This is a genomic window from Lysinibacillus fusiformis (genome assembly GCF_002845985.1).
Lineage (GTDB): Bacteria > Bacillota > Bacilli > Bacillales_A > Planococcaceae > Lysinibacillus > Lysinibacillus fusiformis_D.
In genome coordinates, this window is the sequence record NZ_PDFK01000002.1 from 43225 (window position 1) to 62700 (window position 19476).

General features: G+C 38.4%; 21 protein-coding genes and 1 other annotated feature. Of the genes, 5 read left to right on the top strand and 16 right to left on the bottom strand.

From position 1 onward, the window contains the following. Positions 1 to 39: 39 nt before the first annotated feature. The 3 genes from CRI88_RS06255 to rpmG all read right to left on the bottom strand — a co-directional run bounded on the left by CRI88_RS06255 (position 40) and on the right by rpmG (position 1088). On the bottom strand, positions 40 to 249 hold the full coding sequence (locus CRI88_RS06255; protein WP_036120247.1) for a YqgQ family protein: 210 nt from the start codon (positions 247 to 249) through the stop codon (positions 40 to 42). Further along, the gene (locus tag CRI88_RS06260; protein WP_058844130.1) at positions 242 to 835 is read right to left on the bottom strand and encodes a 5-formyltetrahydrofolate cyclo-ligase; all 594 of its coding nucleotides are present in this window, start codon (positions 833 to 835) and stop codon (positions 242 to 244) included. Before CRI88_RS06260 ends, CRI88_RS06255 begins: the two co-directional genes overlap by 8 nt. A gap of 103 nt (positions 836 to 938) precedes the next feature. After that, positions 939 to 1088, bottom strand: a complete 150-nt coding sequence (gene rpmG / locus CRI88_RS06265) for a 50S ribosomal protein L33 (protein WP_008408521.1) — start codon at positions 1086 to 1088, stop codon at positions 939 to 941. A gap of 180 nt (positions 1089 to 1268) precedes the next feature. Here rpmG and CRI88_RS06270 point away from each other — a divergent pair, with 180 nt between their 5' ends. Next, positions 1269 to 1691, top strand: a complete 423-nt coding sequence (locus CRI88_RS06270) for a hypothetical protein (protein WP_308302774.1) — start codon at positions 1269 to 1271, stop codon at positions 1689 to 1691. A 3-nt stretch (positions 1692 to 1694) separates the two neighbouring features. Further along, complete coding sequence (locus CRI88_RS06275) at positions 1695 to 2177, top strand: hypothetical protein (protein WP_036120279.1); 483 nt, start codon at positions 1695 to 1697, stop codon at positions 2175 to 2177. A gap of 45 nt (positions 2178 to 2222) precedes the next feature. Here the strand turns inward: CRI88_RS06275 and CRI88_RS06280 are convergent, their stop codons facing one another. From CRI88_RS06280 to CRI88_RS06320, 9 genes are all read right to left on the bottom strand, one after another. Continuing rightward, positions 2223 to 2795 (bottom strand): anthranilate synthase component II, encoded by a 573-nt coding sequence (locus CRI88_RS06280; protein ID WP_036120254.1) that lies wholly within the window; start codon positions 2793 to 2795, stop codon positions 2223 to 2225. Continuing rightward, positions 2792 to 4177 (bottom strand): anthranilate synthase component I, encoded by a 1386-nt coding sequence (trpE, locus tag CRI88_RS06285; protein WP_036120257.1) that lies wholly within the window; start codon positions 4175 to 4177, stop codon positions 2792 to 2794. Before trpE ends, CRI88_RS06280 begins: the two co-directional genes overlap by 4 nt. Positions 4178 to 4463: 286 nt before the next feature. Further along, positions 4464 to 4675, bottom strand: a binding site (T-box leader). A 39-nt stretch (positions 4676 to 4714) separates the two neighbouring features. Further along, complete coding sequence (locus CRI88_RS06290) at positions 4715 to 5785, bottom strand: mechanosensitive ion channel family protein (RefSeq protein WP_036120260.1); 1071 nt, start codon at positions 5783 to 5785, stop codon at positions 4715 to 4717. 76 nt (positions 5786 to 5861) lie between these two features. Beyond that, positions 5862 to 6734 carry a vWA domain-containing protein gene (locus CRI88_RS06295; protein ID WP_058844129.1) on the bottom strand — a complete coding sequence of 291 codons (873 nt, stop codon included), beginning with the start codon at positions 6732 to 6734 and terminating at the stop codon, positions 5862 to 5864. Positions 6735 to 6910: 176 nt separating this feature from the next. Next, on the bottom strand, positions 6911 to 7570 hold the full coding sequence (gene phoU / locus CRI88_RS06300; RefSeq protein WP_036120292.1) for a phosphate signaling complex protein PhoU: 660 nt from the start codon (positions 7568 to 7570) through the stop codon (positions 6911 to 6913). Positions 7571 to 7583: 13 nt separating this feature from the next. Continuing rightward, positions 7584 to 8369: a phosphate ABC transporter ATP-binding protein PstB gene (pstB, locus tag CRI88_RS06305; protein WP_231745038.1), complete on the bottom strand. Its 786-nt coding sequence runs from the start codon at positions 8367 to 8369 to the stop codon at positions 7584 to 7586. Between the two features lie 60 nt (positions 8370 to 8429). Beyond that, complete coding sequence (gene pstA, locus CRI88_RS06310) at positions 8430 to 9308, bottom strand: phosphate ABC transporter permease PstA (protein ID WP_036120300.1); 879 nt, start codon at positions 9306 to 9308, stop codon at positions 8430 to 8432. A 1-nt stretch (position 9309) separates the two neighbouring features. Next, positions 9310 to 10257, bottom strand: a complete 948-nt coding sequence (gene pstC, locus CRI88_RS06315) for a phosphate ABC transporter permease subunit PstC (RefSeq protein ID WP_036120302.1) — start codon at positions 10255 to 10257, stop codon at positions 9310 to 9312. Positions 10258 to 10321: 64 nt separating this feature from the next. Beyond that, complete coding sequence (locus tag CRI88_RS06320) at positions 10322 to 11296, bottom strand: PstS family phosphate ABC transporter substrate-binding protein (protein ID WP_036120305.1); 975 nt, start codon at positions 11294 to 11296, stop codon at positions 10322 to 10324. 532 nt (positions 11297 to 11828) lie between these two features. Between CRI88_RS06320 and CRI88_RS06325 the strand changes: the two genes are divergently transcribed. From CRI88_RS06325 to CRI88_RS06335, 3 genes are all read left to right on the top strand, one after another. Beyond that, positions 11829 to 12020 carry a hypothetical protein gene (locus CRI88_RS06325; protein WP_058844127.1) on the top strand — a complete coding sequence of 64 codons (192 nt, stop codon included), beginning with the start codon at positions 11829 to 11831 and terminating at the stop codon, positions 12018 to 12020. Positions 12021 to 12467: 447 nt separating this feature from the next. After that, the gene (locus CRI88_RS06330) at positions 12468 to 12974 is read left to right on the top strand and encodes a helix-turn-helix domain-containing protein (RefSeq protein ID WP_180957783.1); all 507 of its coding nucleotides are present in this window, start codon (positions 12468 to 12470) and stop codon (positions 12972 to 12974) included. Then, positions 12959 to 13813: an IS3 family transposase gene (locus CRI88_RS06335; RefSeq protein WP_145991300.1), complete on the top strand. Its 855-nt coding sequence runs from the start codon at positions 12959 to 12961 to the stop codon at positions 13811 to 13813. The genes CRI88_RS06330 and CRI88_RS06335 overlap by 16 nt, the downstream gene beginning before the upstream one ends. Before the next feature lie 211 nt (positions 13814 to 14024). Here CRI88_RS06335 and CRI88_RS06340 read toward each other — a convergent pair whose 3' ends face one another. The 4 genes from CRI88_RS06340 to CRI88_RS06355 form a co-directional block, all read right to left on the bottom strand. After that, positions 14025 to 16229, bottom strand: coding sequence for a peptidoglycan D,D-transpeptidase FtsI family protein (locus CRI88_RS06340; protein WP_058844799.1), 2205 nt, complete (start codon positions 16227 to 16229; stop codon positions 14025 to 14027). Between the two features lie 237 nt (positions 16230 to 16466). Then, positions 16467 to 17072, bottom strand: coding sequence for a superoxide dismutase (locus CRI88_RS06345; protein ID WP_036120319.1), 606 nt, complete (start codon positions 17070 to 17072; stop codon positions 16467 to 16469). Positions 17073 to 17247: 175 nt separating this feature from the next. Further along, on the bottom strand, positions 17248 to 17727 hold the full coding sequence (locus CRI88_RS06350) for a DUF456 domain-containing protein (RefSeq protein WP_058844800.1): 480 nt from the start codon (positions 17725 to 17727) through the stop codon (positions 17248 to 17250). A 67-nt stretch (positions 17728 to 17794) separates the two neighbouring features. After that, positions 17795 to 19426 carry a Na/Pi cotransporter family protein gene (locus CRI88_RS06355; RefSeq protein ID WP_036120325.1) on the bottom strand — a complete coding sequence of 544 codons (1632 nt, stop codon included), beginning with the start codon at positions 19424 to 19426 and terminating at the stop codon, positions 17795 to 17797. Positions 19427 to 19476: the final 50 nt, after the last annotated feature.

Consider the following 19476-nt stretch of genomic DNA (forward strand, 5'->3'; position numbering starts at 1 on the left):
ATTATTTTCACAATACTCCATTACATTATATTTTAAACATTACTTTTTATTTTCTTCCATACGAAGTTTTGTTGTTTCTTGTCGAATGAGTAACAATGCCATTTGATAGTCTTTTATGTCTAGTACATTTGCTTTATAGAGCTCACGTATTTCATCCTCCATTAACATCAAATCGCCAATGGGATCACGTGTATAAATAAAAGTACCATATGTTTTCAAAAGTTCATAAATATCTAACATTTTATCCATTTTCGCTCGCTCCTCGTTGTGCTAGACAATCAATACGATCTGTCGGTGTCATAATGATGTCTACTGGGCAATCATGCTCCTCGGCTGGGACACAATCAATGATTTGCTCATCAAAGAGCAGCGACATCAGCTTCCCTTTTTTATAGTTTAATACATAGCGGTCATAATAACCACCGCCATAGCCGATTCGATAGCCATTACGGTCAAAAACAACGCCAGGCACAAGGATGACATCCATGTCATTTGCGTCAACTAACTCACATCTTGCTGGAATAGGCTCACGCAAATGCATATATACAGTTTCAAGCTGGGCAAATGAATCAATAATGTAAAATGACATTGCTCTTGTTTTTGGATGACATTTCGGAACAGCGACCTTTTTACCAAGTCGCCATAATTCTTCAATTAAAAGAATGGTGTCGACTTCTGGCTTATTTGAAATGGTCATGCCAATTATATTTGCTTCTATTATATATGATTCCTGTAGCACCTTTTTTACGATAGCTAATGATTGATATTGATAAGCTTCATCAGTCATTGTCGCAAGAGCTTGTCGCATCTTATTTCGTAATGTTGTTTTATCCATCCAGGCTACCTCCTATATCATCATACTTCGTATCCTTATACCCGAAATGATTTCATAAAATGTAGAAAGCCAAAACCACTTGTGGTTTTGGCTTAATGAGCGATTACTTAGTTTCACGGTGAAGAGTGTATTTCTTCTCGCGAGAGCAATATTTTTTAAGTTCAAGACGCTCTGGATTGTTACGCTTGTTCTTTTTAGAAATGTAGTTACGTTCGCCGCAATCTGTGCAAGCTAAAGTAATGTTTACGCGCATCATTAACCCTCCCACTCTATATCAAGAATTAAAATTTGAGCATGATTTATACGACTAACCTATTATAACATAAACTGAAAAAAAATCTACCTTCATTTCATATTAAGTTTGCATATGGTAAAATATCTTATAATTACATACTACATTGAGGTGAAACTATTGGATTTATCCATCTTACTAATGAGTATCGGCATAATTTTAATCATCCTATCGTTCTTTTTCAAAAATAGCTCGAAAAAAATCGAAAAAGATGTCGAAGAATTATCCATCTCGATCTTCCAAGAAACAAATAATTTAAAGCGTCGCCTAAAAATTGTCGAGGAAGAACTTTTATTAGAGCCTGAATTCCAAGTGAAATCAACATCAGCTCCGAGTCAAAAAGGACAAAACCCTAAAGTTCAACAAGTCATGCAAGCTGTTCAACAGGCTGCACAAGCGTCAAAAATTGCACAAACGACAACCCAAGTCAAACCGATTCATCAAATTATTGTTAGTCAGGTGCTCGAATTAAATAAACAAGGTCTTTCTGTAGCTGATATCAGTATTCGTTCTAATTTAACAGAAGAGCAAGTTCGTCAAGTCATTGCAAATGGAGGTCGATAAGTGATGAACAAGTCCGCCATCCGCGCATTTGGCATTGCCATTTTTCTTGTCGGAGCTTTGCTAGCACTCTCCAGTCGCTTTGATGTAAATATTGGTCTCCCTACTAAAGAAGCTGGCAATCTGCAACAGGTAGAACAACTGCAAGATAAGCTAAACAAGGCCAACCAAGAAATTGCCTCGTTAAAGGGACAATTAAAGCCAGTACATACAACAGAAGAAACGTCTACGACAGATTCTGATGAACAAGCCGTTGAAGAAACAAACGGTGATGTGACAAAGATGACATTGCAATTATACAGTGGAATCACACCCTATATTGTGGCACAAAAGCTTGAAGACGGCGGCATTATTACCAATAGTGTTGAAATGGAGTTACTACTCGCTAACGCAAAATATGCCCGCAGCTTACAAATCGGCTCCTATGAAGTCAATTCTTCCATGTCTTTAGAAGAAATTGCTAAGTTAATTACAGGCAAAAAGCAGTAACCTAAAAAGCTGTCGTCACATTAGACGACAGCTTTTTTGCGGCCATTACGCTATACTATCGAGGAAGGCTTGCATCATGATATTGCCTTCTTTTGTGCCGATTGATTCTGGGTGAAACTGCAGACCATAAAGAGGATAATTCTTATGTTGAATGGCCATAATCTCCCCATCATCACCGGCTGTTGCAATTATGTTAAAATCCTTATGCAATGTCCTTGCTTCAATAATTAAAGAATGATAACGCATTACTTCAATATCACCCTTTATTCGCTTAAATAAACCTGTTTGCTCGTATTGTAATGGTGACAGCTTTCCATGCATAATATTTTGGGCCTGCACAATATTGGAGCCAAAAGCCTGCCCAATCGATTGATGGCCAAGGCATATACCTAAAATGGGGAAATTTTGATACAGTTCCTTGATGACAGCTACCGTGATACCTGCTTCAGCAGGTGTTCCTGGTCCAGGAGATAAAATGATGGCTTCAGGCGACATTTCTTGAATTTCTTCTATTGTAATAGCATCATTTCGCACGACTTTAACGTTTTTTCCCAGCACGCTGATTTGTTGAAATAGGTTATAAGTAAAGGAATCATAATTATCGATTAATAAAATCATTTTTTGACCTCCAATAGCGCACGGGCTTTATTGAGCGTTTCCTCGTATTCCGACAATGGGATGGAGTCATAAACAATTCCCGCCCCTGCCTGTACATGGGCTTTTTGATCCTTAATGAGCATTGTCCGAATAGCGAGTGCTAAGTCCATATCACCTGTTGTTGAAATATAGCCCACCGCTCCCGCGTACACGCCCCGCTTCACTGGTTCCAATTCATTAATCAGTTGCATGGCTCGAATTTTAGGTGCTCCTGACACAGTCCCAGCTGGTAGACAAGCACGCAGTACATCCAGAACATGGAGGTCGTCTCGTAATTCTGCCATTACCTCTGACACCATATGCATCACATATTTATACCGTTCAATATTCATGTATTTCATTAGCTTTACAGAACCGACTTTGGCAATGCGTCCAAGATCATTGCGACCTAAATCTACTAACATACGATGCTCCGCTATTTCCTTTTCATCTGCTAATAGAGCATTTGCAATTGCTTCATCCTGTTCTGTTGTCGCGCCACGCGGCTTTGTACCAGCTATTGGATTGGTTGTCACCTGACGATTTTTTACCTTTACCAGACTTTCCGGAGATGTTCCTAAAATAACATAGGATCCAAAATCCATATAGAACATATAGGGTGACGGATTCGATGTGCGTAATTGACGATAAAGTGAGAATGGTGAACCTGTGAACGGTGCTGAAAAGCGTTGTGATAATACGATTTGAAAAATATCTCCTCTTAAAATATGCTGCTTAGCACGTTCCACCAAAGAAACAAATCGCTCCTTTGTCATCATTGGTGTAAAATGTAGTTCATCTACCTTCAATGCCTCAAAGGTCGTACCTGCACAAAGCTGTTGCTCTATTGTCGCAATAGCAGCCTCCATCTCCTCTATTGAACGCCCCTCCTGAAATAGATCAATCGAGGCTAGTGTGATTTCCTGTGTTACATGATCAAAAACAATAAAGGTATCATAGAAAAAAACATGCACATCAGGCATGGCTAAATCATCCTGTAAATAGTTTCCGATTTTTTCTGTATAAAAAGCTGTTTCATAGCCAAAGAAACCTATGATCCCACCAAAAAAGGCGAATGGATAGTGCTCCTCATGAAATGGCATAACTTGCTTTAATTGATCGAGCACATTCCCACTAATTGTGTCCTTTTCCATTCCTCTTGAAAAGATGAATTCTTCCTTGTTCCCTTTCAATTCAGCCACTGGATTGATGGCGATAAAGGAATATCGCCCACTTTCCTCATGCTTGGCTGATGATTCGAACAACATTTTATGCTGCCCGCTCAGTGATTGATACACAGAGATAGGGGTCATCATATCCCCCTGTAATACTTTCATGGCATACTTTCTAAGCTCAACTGTCATACTCTTCTCTCCTTCTCTAAGCTCTTCTCTGCTCTTCTACACCTATCTATCGCCTCCTCCTCAGCGTATGTGTGTTCAGATTTTTTCAAGTTACTAACATAGCATCTCTTCAAAATCTGTGACATCCGATGGAGGGGCTTTCTCTTGCTTCAGCGGGTGTTTGAATCTGCTAAAAAAGTAAAACAAGCATCTATCTCCCCTACACAAGAGGAAAATTTCTGCACCTCACGCTTCACTTTCAGACAAAAACATGACTGAATCAAGATAAAAAAAGGCCTTTCCATCACAAAAGGACGGAAAAGCCGTGGTGCCACCTTCATTGGTCTCCAATTTAGAAGACCCTCTTGAAGCCTTATAACGTAGGCATACGCTAATCCCTACTGTCGTTCAGGATTAGAGCTCCGAAGTCCATTCACCATTCATTTGTACTAGTTTCCACCAACCACTAGCTCTCTATGACAAATTTAAATAGCTACTACTCTTCATCAACGCTGATTTGTAAGTTATATTGTAATGCAAACTATCTCACAATTCAATTTATTTTTTATTTCGTAGACTGTCATCCTCGTAAGGGGTAGCTAACGTAATGGATAACTCCTCCATTATTTGACGAATAGCAAATAAAATATCCTGACGCACTTCTAGCATAACAGCTGTATCATTTGTAGCAATAAAGAAACGAACAAGTACACGATATGAATCATGATGAAATTCATCAATAAAAACATGGATCATCTCTTTCTCCGTTTTGGCATGCAAATAAATTTCCTTATGAATGGCTGTTAAAGCACTACGTAAATGGTCCTCCTCATTTTCGGCTGCTACATAGATAAATTGCTCACATTTCCGTTTTTCTCGTTTTGATAAATTATAAATAGGGCGGTTGACTAAATAGGAATTCGGCACATAGACAAGCCCCTTATCCCCTGTTTGAATTAAGGTACTTCGCAGATTGATATCTTCAATTGTGCCTTCAATTTTTTGATCTTCCGTTGCGATCCAATCTCCTATTTGGAATGGATTATCCAACGCGACAGACATACCACCAAATACATGTGCTAAAGTATCACGAATCCCAAAGGCAATCGCCACACCAGTTAAACCGATCCCTGTTAAAAAGCCATTGAGGTTAAAATCCCAAAACGAAGCAATCGTGAACATAGCAAAAATCATAATGATTACTTTACCGATTCGTAGAAAAAACGGTAATAAGACATTCTGATCCTCTTCACTCGTTAATTCGAATGGTTGTTTCGTATAAAAATTTAATACATCATAAATCCCTTTAAACGCAAAAAACACCAGAATTGACAATACAAAATTTTTCGTTGATTTATGTGTAAATAAAGGAACTTCTATTAAATAAGATAAACTCAGGACAATGACTGTCGTCATAAATGCATAGCCAATTGCTTTACTGAATTGGGCAAGTACATTCGCCTGGAATTTCCGCTGGCGATTTCTTAAAAAAGTCACTACACAATGAATGATTTTTTTTATGATGAAACGTTGAATAAGCCAACCAACTAAACAAATAATGGCGGCAATCAAGACATCCATCCAAGTTGGGACTGTAAATTTAGGTAATAACCAAAGTAATGAATCCATGTATTTCTCCTTTAAAAAACCTATGTATCTCCACCAAAAAGGAGCAAACCTTCAGAAACGGTTAGCCCCTATTTTTTTATTGTATAGCATCATCCGCAAAAAAAGCCTTATTGGCAAACCAAAACTGCTGTTTATTAAAATTATGTTCGTGCATGGCGATCACTGAAAATTCAGCATGGTATTTCCGCTTCATTTCCTCTAGCATCGTTCTTGCTTGTTTAGTTACGAGATGCTGTCCATCAATAGGCGCTCCTTCTGTAAAAATAATGACATCCGCTTCAGCATCGAGTTGATTTTCCTGTAGTAATGCTTTAACAAACTGTAAAACAGGCAATATTGCGGCTTCTCCTTGTGCCTTATATTCGATAAAACTCTTAAAATCAGCTAAATTTAAATGACCATTTTCAAAGCGATAGTGAACATGAATTTGACGATCATATGGAACAATATATAAATCGCGACCTTCACGATGAGCATTCATAAATAACGGTAAAATCATACTTTTACAAAGATCAGAGTAAGCAGCCATCCCCGTCGTTTGTTCTAAACAAATAATCATAGGCCCAGGTTCCTGTTGATATTCATGAAATGGCACATAAAAAATATTACCACTTTTTGTTGTCTGTTGCTTGAGCTTTTGACGTCTCAGCTCTGACCATTTTCGTTCATAATATAGGTATTGCTCATGGCCGTTTGCTAAGCGTTCAGCTTTTTCAATAGCAGGGATATTTTCTCGAATTTCATGCATAATATCTGCCAATTCTAGTGCAAATGCTGCCATATTTCGTAATGGCTCGCTCTTGAAAAAATAGTCGATAAAATAATGTTGTTCTCCTTCACTTAACTCCTCTAAATGTAAGTTTTTATAGAGAAAACGTAAATAGTCTAGTTGTTCGTTTGACATCTGCTGGTCAAATTGCTCAATGAATGTTTCGATTGCATCTTTCACGTAGCAGCACCTCCTAAGCATCACATTTTTCGGATAATGTCTATAGTATAGCCAAAAAAAATTTTTGACAATACAATAGTGCTCGTTATAAAGACGCTAGGGAAAAAGACAATGTTGCTGCTACATAAAATTTTTTTATCCAAATGAAAAGAAGAGCTAAAAGTAGCTCTTCCTCATTAATTATTTAATTCATAATGCTTGCCTTTGACTAAGTAAAATAGATGTTCTGCAATATTTGTCGCATGATCGGCAGAGCGTTCTAGATATCGGCAAATAAATGTGAGATGGGTTATCTGCGAAATATGTGCAGGATTTTCTACACCCGCGCGAAGTAAAAGTGTAATTGTTGCCCCGTATAAATCGTCTACATAATCATCTAATTCTGCGATTTCTTTGGCACGTACCGTATCTTCCTCTGTAAAGGCCTTCATGATACTCTCTAGCATTTCGACTGTTTTATTACACATCGTTTGTAGATTGGTTATCGGAAACACTATTGGTTCTTTGCCAATTCGAATCGCTTCCTTAGCAATATTAACCGCATAGTCGCCCACTCTTTCCATATCTGCTGCTGCTTTTACAAGGACCATAAGGCGACGCAAATCTGTTGCCACTGGTTGTTGCTTAGCAATCATTAAAATCACATGGTCATTAATTTCCTCTTCAAGACGATTAATGACTAAATCATCTTCTAAAATTTTCAAGGCTTTTTCTAAGTCCTGCTCTACTAATGCTTCAAAAGCCGTTTGTAGCGCTAGAATACTGCTGTTGGCAAGGGCAATAAATTGACCCTGTACCTCTTGTAACTCTTGTTCAAAACGCTCACGAACTACCATCTATTGCTCCTCCTTAGCCGAAACGTCCTGAAATATAATCTTCTGTGCGTTGATCCGCTGGTGTTTGGAAAATAATATCTGTTTTATCGTATTCAACAACCTCTCCACTTAGGAAGAATGCTGTGCGATCAGAAATACGAGCCGCTTGCTGCATATTATGTGTCACGATGATGATGGAATAATCTTTTTTCAGCTCTTGCACAAGCTCTTCCACCTTCAACGTAGAAATTGGGTCCAAAGCAGATGTTGGCTCATCCATTAAGATGACATCTGGTTCAATCGCTAAGCAACGTGCAATACAAATACGCTGTTGCTGACCACCCGATAACCCATAGGCATTTTGATTTAAACGATCTTTTACCTCATCCCAAATCGCTGCCCCTCTTAGTGACTTCTCCACAATCTCATCCAAAATCTTTTTATTTTTAATCCCATGGATTCTTGGTCCATAGGCAATATTATCATAAATAGATTTTGGGAATGGGTTCGGCTTTTGGAACACCATCCCTACACGTGTCCTTAATTCCTCTACTGTATAGCTTTTATCTAAAATATTTCGCTCACGATAGACGATTTCACCTGATGTTCGAACGCTTGGTACAAGTTCTACCATTCTATTTAATGTTTTTAGATACGTAGATTTACCACAGCCAGATGGCCCAATAATAGCCGTTACTTCATTTTCATAAATACTTAAATTAATATCTTTTAAACCATGGTGATCACCATACCATAAATTTAAGTTTCGTGTATCGTAGACAATATTCTTCGCTCTATCATCTGAAGACTTAGTTGCCATTTGATTCAACTTGACAATCGTTTTTTCCTCTTTTAAATCTAGCACCATAAGGTCACCTCATTAATAACGTTTTTGGAATTTATTTCGTATAAAGATAGCAATAGAGTTCATTAATAGCAGAACCGTCATAAGCACTAAAATACCTGCGGCCGCCACATACTGAAAGGCTTCTTGTGGTCGCTTTGCCCAATCATAAATTTGCATCGGTAATGCAGTGAATTGACTTAATAAACTATTCGGTAAAAACTGTAGAATAACTGGAATCCCGATGACAACAAGTGGAGCTGTTTCTCCAATGGCACGAGACATGGCTAAAATACTTCCTGTTAAAATACCCGGAATGGCAGCTGGTAGCACCACGCGTAAAATGGTTTGCCATTTCGTTGCACCCATACCATATGATGCTTCTCGTTGTTCATTTGGTACGGCACGAATAGCCTCCTGTGCGGCTACAATGATAACAGGCAGTATTAATAAACTCATCGTAAACCCTGCGGCTAAAATACTTTTGCCTAGCCCCATCATACGGACAAAAATTGTTAACCCAAGTAATCCAAAAACGATGGAAGGTACACCTGCTAGATTCGATATGTTCATTCGAATAAAGTCGTTAATTCTATTTTTCTTAGCATACTCCTCTAAATAAATCGCAGTACCTACACCTAAAATAATAGATACTGGCGCAACAACTGCCATTAACCACAGTGACCCAATTAAGGCAGCTTTAATCCCTGCCTTATCTGCAAATCGTGATGCAAAATTAGTTAAGAAATCGATATTTAAATAACCAATTCCCTGTGACACTATGCGATATAACAAAATAGCTAAAGTCACAAGCGCAAACATAGTTGCTAAGAAAAATAAGGTTTTCCAAACTTTATTAAATGTAATACGCTTGGTCAATCGTTTCATGACGACCGTGTCATCCATATAGCGCATGCTAGTAAACCTCCCTGAAGCGTTTCGAAATATAGTGAGCAAGTAAATTCATGATTAGTGTAAAGATAAATAATGTAAATCCTACTGAATAGATAGAGTAGTAGATTGTTGTACCATAACCTGCATCACCTGTTGAAACTTGTACAATGTACGCCGTCATTGTTTGAATGGAATCCGTTACATTTAAATCAAATTTCGGTGTAGATCCTCCAGCAAGTGAAACAATCATTGTTTCTCCAATTGCCCGGGAAATAGCTAACACGATTGAAGCAATAATTCCCGATAGTGCAGCTGGTAATACTACTTTAATAGCTACCTCGAATTTCGTCGCACCTAGAGCTAAAGCTCCTTCACGCATACTATTTGGTACGGATGACATCGCATCCTCTGATAGAGATGTAATCATAGGTAAAATCATGATACCTACAACAATCCCAGGACTTAATGCATTAAATAATTTGAGTCCAGGTACAATTTCTTGTAAAACAGGTGTGACAAACGTTAATGCAAAGAAACCATAGACGATTGTTGGTACACCGGCTAATACCTCTAAAATCGGTTTCACTGTACGTCTTGTTTTCTCACTTGCATATTCACTTAAATAGATAGCTGAAGCAATTCCAAATGGTACGGCTACTACAACTGCAATAAGTGTCACTTTTAATGTACCTGCGATTAATGGCAAAATTCCAAATAACGGTTCATTTCCTGAAAACGGTAACCACTTTGTCCCAAATAGGAAATCCGTAATCGACACACGTTTAAAGAACTCAAACGTTTCAAAAATAAGGGTGAAAACAATGCCAAACGTTGTTAAAATCGAAATAATAGCGGCAGAAAATAATAGAGCTGGCATTGCTTTTTCCACTATTTTCTTTGTTTTTTGATTGCGAGAATTTGCAATTAATTGCTGCACAGATGATGTCTTATTTTCCTTTTGAGAAACCATTGGGAGCTCCTTTCAAATAAGTGAGGGAAAGAGCATACATCTCTTTCCCTCTATGCATGTCTACTTATTTTAAGCCTTCTAAAGTTTTTAAGCCTTCAGTATATTTTTCTTCTGGTAAACGAACATAGCCAACTGCCTCAGCCATATCGCCTGCATTTTCAAGTGTAAATTGAATGAAGTCATATGCTGCTTCATTATCTTTCATAGCACTATTTTTCACGTAAGTGAATAGTGGGCGTGAAAGTGGTGTATATTCGCCACCCTCTATTGTTTCATTTGTTGGTTCAACACCATTTACTTTGACAATGTTTAATTTATCTTTATTTTCAAGATAGTAAGCATAGCCGAAGAAACCGATTGCGTTTTTGTCACCAGCTACACCTTGCACTAGCATATTATCATCCTCTGATAATGTTGCTGAGCTTACTAGATCCGCACCATCTAAAATGACTTCATCGAAGTAATCGTATGTGCCTGAATCAGTACCTGGTGAATAGTAAACGATTTTTTCATCTGGCCATGATGGATCAATATCAGACCATTTTTTCTCTTTTCCATCTTCAACCCAAATTTTTTGTAATTGTTCTACTGTTAAATCCTTCGCCCAATCATTTTCTGGGTTCACCACTACAGATAAACCGTCATATGCTAAAGCTAGCTCTGTAAAATCAATACCCGCTTCTTCTAATTTCGATTTCTCTTCATCTTTTATATTACGAGATGCATTTGAAAAGTCTGTTTCACCTGCGATGAATTTTTCAAAACCACCACCAGTACCAGAAACCCCCACTGATACTTTGACATCTGGTTGTGCGCCTGCATACTCTTCAACAACTGCCTCAATGATTGGTGCTACTGTTGATGAGCCATCTCCAGCTACAGATCCTTGTAGCTTTTCATCAGCAGCTTCTTGTCCTGAACTAGCTGGTGCGTTCGTTTCTGCATTGTTTCCATTTTGTGCAGAATCGCTACCACATGCACCTAGCATTAATGCAGAACCCATTACTGCTGTCATCGTTAAGTACTTCCACTTTTTCATCTCATTTGCCTCCGTCGTGAACTGTTTTATAGTTATTTGTCTTACAATCTTTACTATAATGACTGATTGTTGAAGTCGTATAAACGGTTCGTAAAAGAGATGTAAATGAATGTAATGCTTTGTAAACGATTGTAAAGACGCATTTACAATCGTCACGGTAAAATGGCGTCCTGAGAGTAGATGATTCGACACCTAACGAAAAGAGACCACCCCCTCATTCATTTCACTATCTTAAGGCGCGAGGGTCTTCTTCTACTTGCTTCCTATAGGAAAGATGCTATAATAAGCACTTGTGTCAGGAAATATTTTATGTTGATGCAGTGTTGAAGGCCCCCTCCTTAATCGCGGGAGATCAATACTTGTTTTGCTTTTTAGCAGGTGTTCAAACGTCCACTGCATCGAAATAAAGTTTCCGGCGATTGTTACAAATGGCAGGCACGAAAAAATCTAGACGTATTGTTTTCTGAGCAAAAACGAAGAATCAGCGACAATCACGTTGAGGCTAATGGATGAGGAGAGTTTGACCTTTGTCATGAAACATGCAAAAGTACAAAATGCCGATTATTTTAAAACCTATCTATTACTAGTAATGGAACATCGGGAATATTCACTTCAGGAGGCGATCGATTTTATGATAGCTTCTTATTTCTATCACAATATAGAGCTTTATGGGGTAAAGCCAAGAGAGCAGTTTGAATTGGCTATTCAGCAATTATCTGTGTAAAGCTTGCTTACTTTAATAGAAAAAACCGCTAGGCATTCTCATGCCTAGCGGTTTCATAGTGTTGAAAAACAAAACCATCCATAGAATTTATGTGAAAGGTGAAAAAGGATTTCCGTTGCAGGCTACTTGCTTTCCTGTGGGCGAGCGCCGAGCCGCTTCCTCCGTGCAGGGGCTCGCCTGTCTCGCTATTCCCACGGGAGTCAAGTAGCCTTCCACTCCAATCCATAAAATAAAAATGTTCACTTTTTAGCAAAAAAGTGAAGGTATTCACTACTCTTTTATGGAGGGGTGTTGTCACACATCACTTTAAATAATGGGCTATTTTGTTCAGGAAAAGACACTTTTGCAGAATGGTTGATTGGAGTGGAGCCAGCGTCACTCCTAGGGGATTTAGTGAGCTGCACCCAAAATATTGGACTTAAAAATGTACTATAGGGGGTGCAGGTAGTGATTTCTGATGAACAAAAATTAGCCGCAGTTCTAGCTTACTTTGAAGAAAAAGAAAGTACGTATCAGATTGCCAATCGATTACAGAGGGATCGACAGTACATTCGATTATGGATTGAATTATATCGCTATCATGGCATCGAAGGAATTATTCGTCCTCAAGGGTTCACGAATTACGAAGATTCTTTTAAAATAAAAGTAATTCAACACCTGATAGAGACGGGCGATTCGCTCCTTCAGACTGCTGCGAAGTTTAATATTCCTTCCCGTGAAACCGTTCGGAGATGGAAAAAACAATGGATGTCAACGGCTGGTGAGGTGCTCTATCAAGTAGAAAAGGAGCGCCAATCAATGCCAAAAAAACAACCACCTTCGTCCGATTTAAATGGAAAAACAACGGATGAGTTAAAAGCCGAAATTGAGTATTTACGGATGGAAAATGCCTATTTAAAAAAGTTGAAAGCCTTAGTTCAAGAAAAGGATGCCTTCAAATCCAAGAAAAAGTAAGAGCTGTCTATGAGCTAAGGTTGGATTTTCCTCTTCAAGCTCTATTAAAAGTCGCGAAACTTAAGAAAAGTACGTATTATTATCATCTCCAAAAATGGGTAAAACCAGATAAATATCAGGCGATCAAAGAACGAATTCAGACGCTTTTTCATTACCATAAGGGGCGTTATGGCTATCGTCGTATTTGTTTAGCCCTCCGAAATGAAGGGTTTTTCATCAACCATAAAACGGTCCAACGATTGATGCAAGAATTGGGCTTAAAAGGGACGGTACGCCCTAAAAAATACCGTTCGTATAAAGGGACAGTCGGCTATGTCGCAGAGAATGTCATCCAACGTGATTTTGAAGCCACTGCACCCAATCAGAAATGGGTAACCGATGTAACGGAGTTTAAAATAAACGGTCAAAAAATCTATATATCCGCTGTATTAGATTTATTCAATCGAGAAATCGTTGGGTATGAGGTATCAAAATCACCTAATTTTGAGTTAGTTCAACAGTCTTTTAAGAAGGCGTTTACGTATACAAAGTTATCGAAAAAGAGTGGCTTAATCGTCCATTCTGATCAAGGATGGTTATATCAAATACCACGTTTTAAAGCGTTATTGGCAACACATGAAATCAAGCAAAGTATGTCACGGAAAGGAAATTGTTTAGATAATGCCGTGATAGAAAGCTTTTTTGGCATTATGAAATCAGAATTTCTATACGCAACAACGTTTAAGAACTACGAAGCATTCAAAAAAGCGTTAGTAGACTATATCCACTACTACAATCATGAACGGATAAAAATAAAACTCAACGGAAAAAGTCCAGTTGAGTTTCGAAGAGTTTCTTAAAAGTTCAAATTTTTGGGGTCAGTTCATAGCGTCACAGAGGAGACCCTGGAGCGAACGCAGTGAGTGAAGCGGCTCATCAGACGCCCCCTGGAAAGGACGCTGGCGGAACGGAAATCAACCCCTCGCCTTACAAAATTGCTTATTATGCCGTTGACATTACCTTTTTTCAACAACATGAAACCGCTAGGCATTCTCATGCCTAGCGGTTTTCTTATTGTTGCTCATCCTCACCAATTTTCTCTTGTGTAACGGCAGGTAAAATTGGTTGTTTTACATTGCTATCTGTCACTTTTTCAGCTTGATATTTTGCTTTTAATTCAAAATACTTGTCTAAAGCACGTCTAGCAATGACATTATTTTGATAGTAGTGTGGAGCTAAGTTTGTATTAACCCATGGGATAACAACTGCATAGGCAATTTCAGGGTTTTCATATGGTGCAAAACCGACATGTGTTAAGTTAATCGTGTTTGTACCATAGTACTCTCGTAATGGACCATAATAAACTACCTCTGCTGTCCCTGTTTTCCCAGCAGCTGTATATGGAATATCCGCAAATTGAGCTCGTGCTGTACCGTGTTTACCAGTGTATACACGACGCAATCCTTGCTTTACATAATCGATCTCTTCTTTGGAATTATCAATTTGATTCAAAATAGTTGGTCCTACTTCTGTTACTAACTGGCCTAATTGTTTACCATCTTGAGATGGATCACGAACCTCTTTCACGACATGTGGCTGAATACGATAGCCACCATTGGCAACTGTTGAAATATATTGTGCTAATTGCAGAGGTGTATAAGTGTCATACTGACCAATGGCCAAGTCAAGCGTTTTCCCTCCCATCGTTGCACCTGATGGACCACGCACCCCACTAAATTCATTTGGTAAATCAATGCCTGTTTTCACACCTAAACCAAATTGTGCATAATTATTACGCATTCTGGGGAACGTATCGTCCTTTAAGCGTAATGGCATACCATAGCTATAAGGTGTTCCATTAAGCAGCAACGCAATCTTAAACATATAGGAGTTGGAAGAACGTTCTAAAGCCATTAAATCATCCATTGGAATATATCCACTACGGTTAAAAATAGACGTTTTAGGGTCTGTACCAGCTAATACAATAGGCTCATCTCCCATAGAAGTACCCATCGATATAACACCTTGATTGTATCCAGTAAGAACAGTTGCTGCCTTTACAGATGAACCTGCCTCATAAGCTGTTGTAAATGATCCATATGCATAGTCAATGACTTCATTTTTCCCTGTCTCAGGATTTTTTTCTATTTTCTTACCAGTCATGGATAGGACATCCCCTGTATTCGGGTCCATCATGATTAAGAAGGCGCGATCTAATAAATACGAGCCTGGGAGTGCTTTTAGGTTAAGCAGCTCTTCTTCCAAAATTTTCTCTGTTTCCGCCTGTAGCTCACTATCCATTGACAGGATTAAGTCTTTACCTGGTTCACCTTCATAGGTTGTCACCGTATCGACGACCTGCCCTTTTTTATTGGTAATATTTTTGACAACTGTTTTTTGACCTTGTAGTAACTCTTCATATTGAGCTTCGATATAACTTTCCCCTACTCGATCATTTCGTGAATAATCACGGGCTAAATAATAATTCAGCTTCTCTTTTGGTATCCCTTTTGTTGGGACCGTTGTACGACCAAGAATCGATAGAGAAGATAATTTTACGCGTTTCCAATCTGTCGTTGTGTTAACTCCTGGCAGTTCCGTTAAACGCTCGGAGACACGTGCAAATTCTTCTGCCGAGACATTTTCACTTTTTATAATTTGAGGTGATAAATTATAACCAGATGTCATCTCTCTAAAGATTGCTAATACTTCTAAATCTTTCTCTGACAATTGCAAAAGTTCTTCATTCGTAATGCGTTCACGTACTAGTTTATCAATCTCTGCATTGATTTGACTTGTCGTAATATTTTCTTTCGCTCGAATTTCAGCTTCTTCTGCCTTTGTCACTTTTTCATAAGCCGCATCATGATTTTTGATAATCCAAAAATCTTGTTTATCACGCAATGTGACGCGTTTTGTTGGTTGTTCAATTAATTGCGCCAGCTTTTCAGCTATATTTAGCATTTCATCTGTTGTAGTCGTTTGCATTTTCGTATAGGTAATGGCATTTTCAGGGTGATTATCGACTAAAATACGCCCGTAACGATCATACATGCGGCCCCTTGGCACACTTGTATTAACAGGAACTTCCTCTTTACTCTCTAAAAGTCGTACATACTCTTCCCCTTTGACGATTTGCATATAACCCAGTCTAAAAATTAACATTGAAAATACGATAAATATTGCAAAGAAAAGGATATTCATACGAAATGTTAAATTAGAATGATGTTTTGCTTTAACACTCGCCGCGCGATTTTTTCCGGGTGCTTTGCGCATATGTATTCCCCTCCTCATCTTCTGATCATTTCAATACACGATACTTAGTATACCATTCGAAGGTATGACAGAAAAGCACGCACTTACGAAATCTTATGTAAAACATCATTTATTTGACGGCACTTTCTGAGGAAAGGTTGCTTTTTTTTATACTTTCCCTCACGCTTACTTTTCTATCCAATAAAAAAGGCTATGCCTTGGTGATTACTCACCTTTGGCATAGCCGAAGATTCATCATTATTTTGCAGCTTGGAATTTAGCTTCTACTACGTCCCAGTTTACTACATTCCAGAAAGAACCGATGTAATCTGGACGACGGTTTTGGTAGTTTAAGTAATATGCATGTTCCCAAACATCTAAGCCTAGAATTGGAGTTTTACCTTCCATTACTGGAGAGTCTTGGTTAGGAGTAGACGTAACAGCCACTGAGTCACCATCAACGATTAACCAAGCCCAACCAGAACCGAAGCGAGTTGTAGCAGCTTTAGCAAATTCTTCTTTGAAAGCATCGAAAGAACCGAATTTAGCATCGATTGCTTTTGCTACTTCGCCAACTGGTGTATTTGAACCGCCTGGAGCGATAACTTCCCAGAATAATGTATGGTTAGCATGTCCGCCACCGTTGTTGCGTACAGCAGTTTGTTTGTCAGCTGGAAGAGCGTCAAGGTTTGCGATTAAGTCGTTAATGTTCTTTTCTGCAAATTCAGTACCTTCTACTGCTGCGTTTAAGTTTGTTACATAAGTATTGTGGTGTTTAGAATGGTGAATTTCCATTGTTTTTGCATCGATATGTGGTTCTAATGCATCATAAGCGTAAGTTAATTGTGGTAATTCGTAAGCCATTGTTAAGTTCCTCCCTAAAATAAGAAATAAATAGTACATCCTTAGATTATCAAAATTGGTCAAACCATTCAATGAAAAATACTTCAAATTGAAGATTTCAGCCTTTTGACTGAAATATCAATACGTTTACTATCTTACCCTTTCATCATAAACACTAAACCTTAAAAGTGAAGCATTAAATCGCGATAAAAAATACAATAATCATCACGATTTGAATGACAGCCTTTGCAATGGTAGATGTTAAAAAGCCTATTAGAGAGCCCACACCACTTTTCACAGCCTCATTAAAGGTACGTTTCTCAACAATAAGTTCTGCAATCACCGCGCCTAAAAATGGACCAATTAATATCCCTGCAACGGGAATAACAAATGGACCAATTAATAAACCGATAGTACTTCCCCACATTCCTGCGTTAGAACCACCAAACTTTTTAATGCCGAACGCATTTGCCACTGTATCGGCACCAAATAATAGCACTACAAATAGGATTTCAATCACCCAGAACCACCAGCTCAGCTCTGCGAATGAGAAAAATACACCATAAAGCAAAAATCCGCCAACTAAAAATAGTACACCCGGAATAATCGGATACACTAAACCAATAAACGAAATAATAAAGCAGGCAATCACTAAGATCCAGCCAATAACTTCCATAAAGTTTCTCTCCTTTTACCGTGCATTGCCTTTCATACGGAATAACAAAGTGAAAAGTTTCATCTCGCTAATGACGAATGCCTAAAATCGAGTCGGCAATGTTTACTGCATGGTCTCCTATACGTTCTAGATTGCTTACAATATCCATATAAACAATTCCCGCTGCTCCACTGCATTCATTAGTGTTCAAGCGAGCGATATGTTTTTGACGGAGTTTATCTTCCATATCATCTATTAAGCTTTCTAGCTCCGTTACCTCCTGAGCTAAACTTAAGCTCGCCGTATCTAAAGCTTCAATGCTTTTCCGTACTGCTTCAATGGCTAAACTAAACATACCAATTAAATCTTGTCGTGCTGATTTACTTAAACTCACTTCATGATGATCTTTGTATTGTAGAAGCTCTAATATATTTTCAAAATGGTCTCCAATCCGTTCAAAATCTCGCACATTTGTTAATAAGGTATGGTGTCTTACTGAGTCTGCTCGAGATAGCGGCTGCTTAGACACCATGACTAAATAATCCGTAATTTCATTGTCGAGATGATTGAGGCCGACCTCTAATTGCAAAACCGTTGGAATATGTTCTGCTTCCCCCGTTTTCATATATAAAAACGTTTCTTCCAGCCCTCGCAATGCATGTTCACCCATTCGTAACACTTCCTCTTTCGCTTGACCAAGGGCAATGGCAGGAGAGGAATCAATAAAGGATGGGTCCAGATGCTTAGTTGTCACATTGATATGACCGTCATTTCCTGGCAGCAACTTCGTAACTAATGTTGCAAGTCCAGCGATAAATGGAAGTTGAATCATCATATTAAATACGTTGAATGAACCATGTGCAAGAGCAATTTGCATGCGAGGCTCTAAATGAAATAACTCACTTACCCACTGGACAAACTGTATAAATGGTGTAAAGAATAGCATGAAAATGATCGTGCCGATGACATTAAAAAGGACATGTGCGGCAGCTGCACGCTTTGCATAAATAGAAGCACCAAGGGAAGCTAATACCGCTGTAATGGTCGTGCCAATATTTTCACCAAACAAAATAGGTAATGCACTATTTAAACCAATTAAATGTTCAGCATATAACCCTTGCAGCACACCAACCGTCGCAGTAGAACTTTGCACCAATAATGTGAATACGGTTCCTAAAAATATGCCTAAAATCGGTTGATTACTTAAATGAAGCGTTAATGATGCAAAGTCTGCCAATTGATGTAGTGCCTGCATACTTGCACTCATTAGCTCTAGCCCTAAAAATAAACCACCAAAGCCAAAAAGAATCTGGCCAATATGTTGATACGTTGCTTTTTTCAAGAAAAACAAACAACCTGCACCGATTGCCAACAAAGGGTAAAAATAGATACCAATATTAATGCCAATAATAAATGCTGTAATGGTTGTACCGATATTTGCCCCCATGATGACGCCAATGGCTTGACGCAATGTTAAAAAACCAGCACTCACTAAACCTACAGTTATGACTGTTGTTGCAGAACTTGACTGAATACAAATCGTTACAAATATACCCACTAAGACACCCATAATCGGGTTTGTAGTAAAGCGATTTAACCATTCACGTAATCGATCATCCGCTGATTTCTGAAGTCCATCACCCATAAATTTAATGGAAAATAAAAATACCCCTAACCCACCTAAAAATTGAAAGAGTATGCTTTGCCAATCTATTGTCAATTGTTTTCGCTCCAATTCCTACATCTCTACTACTCTATTTGTAATCATTA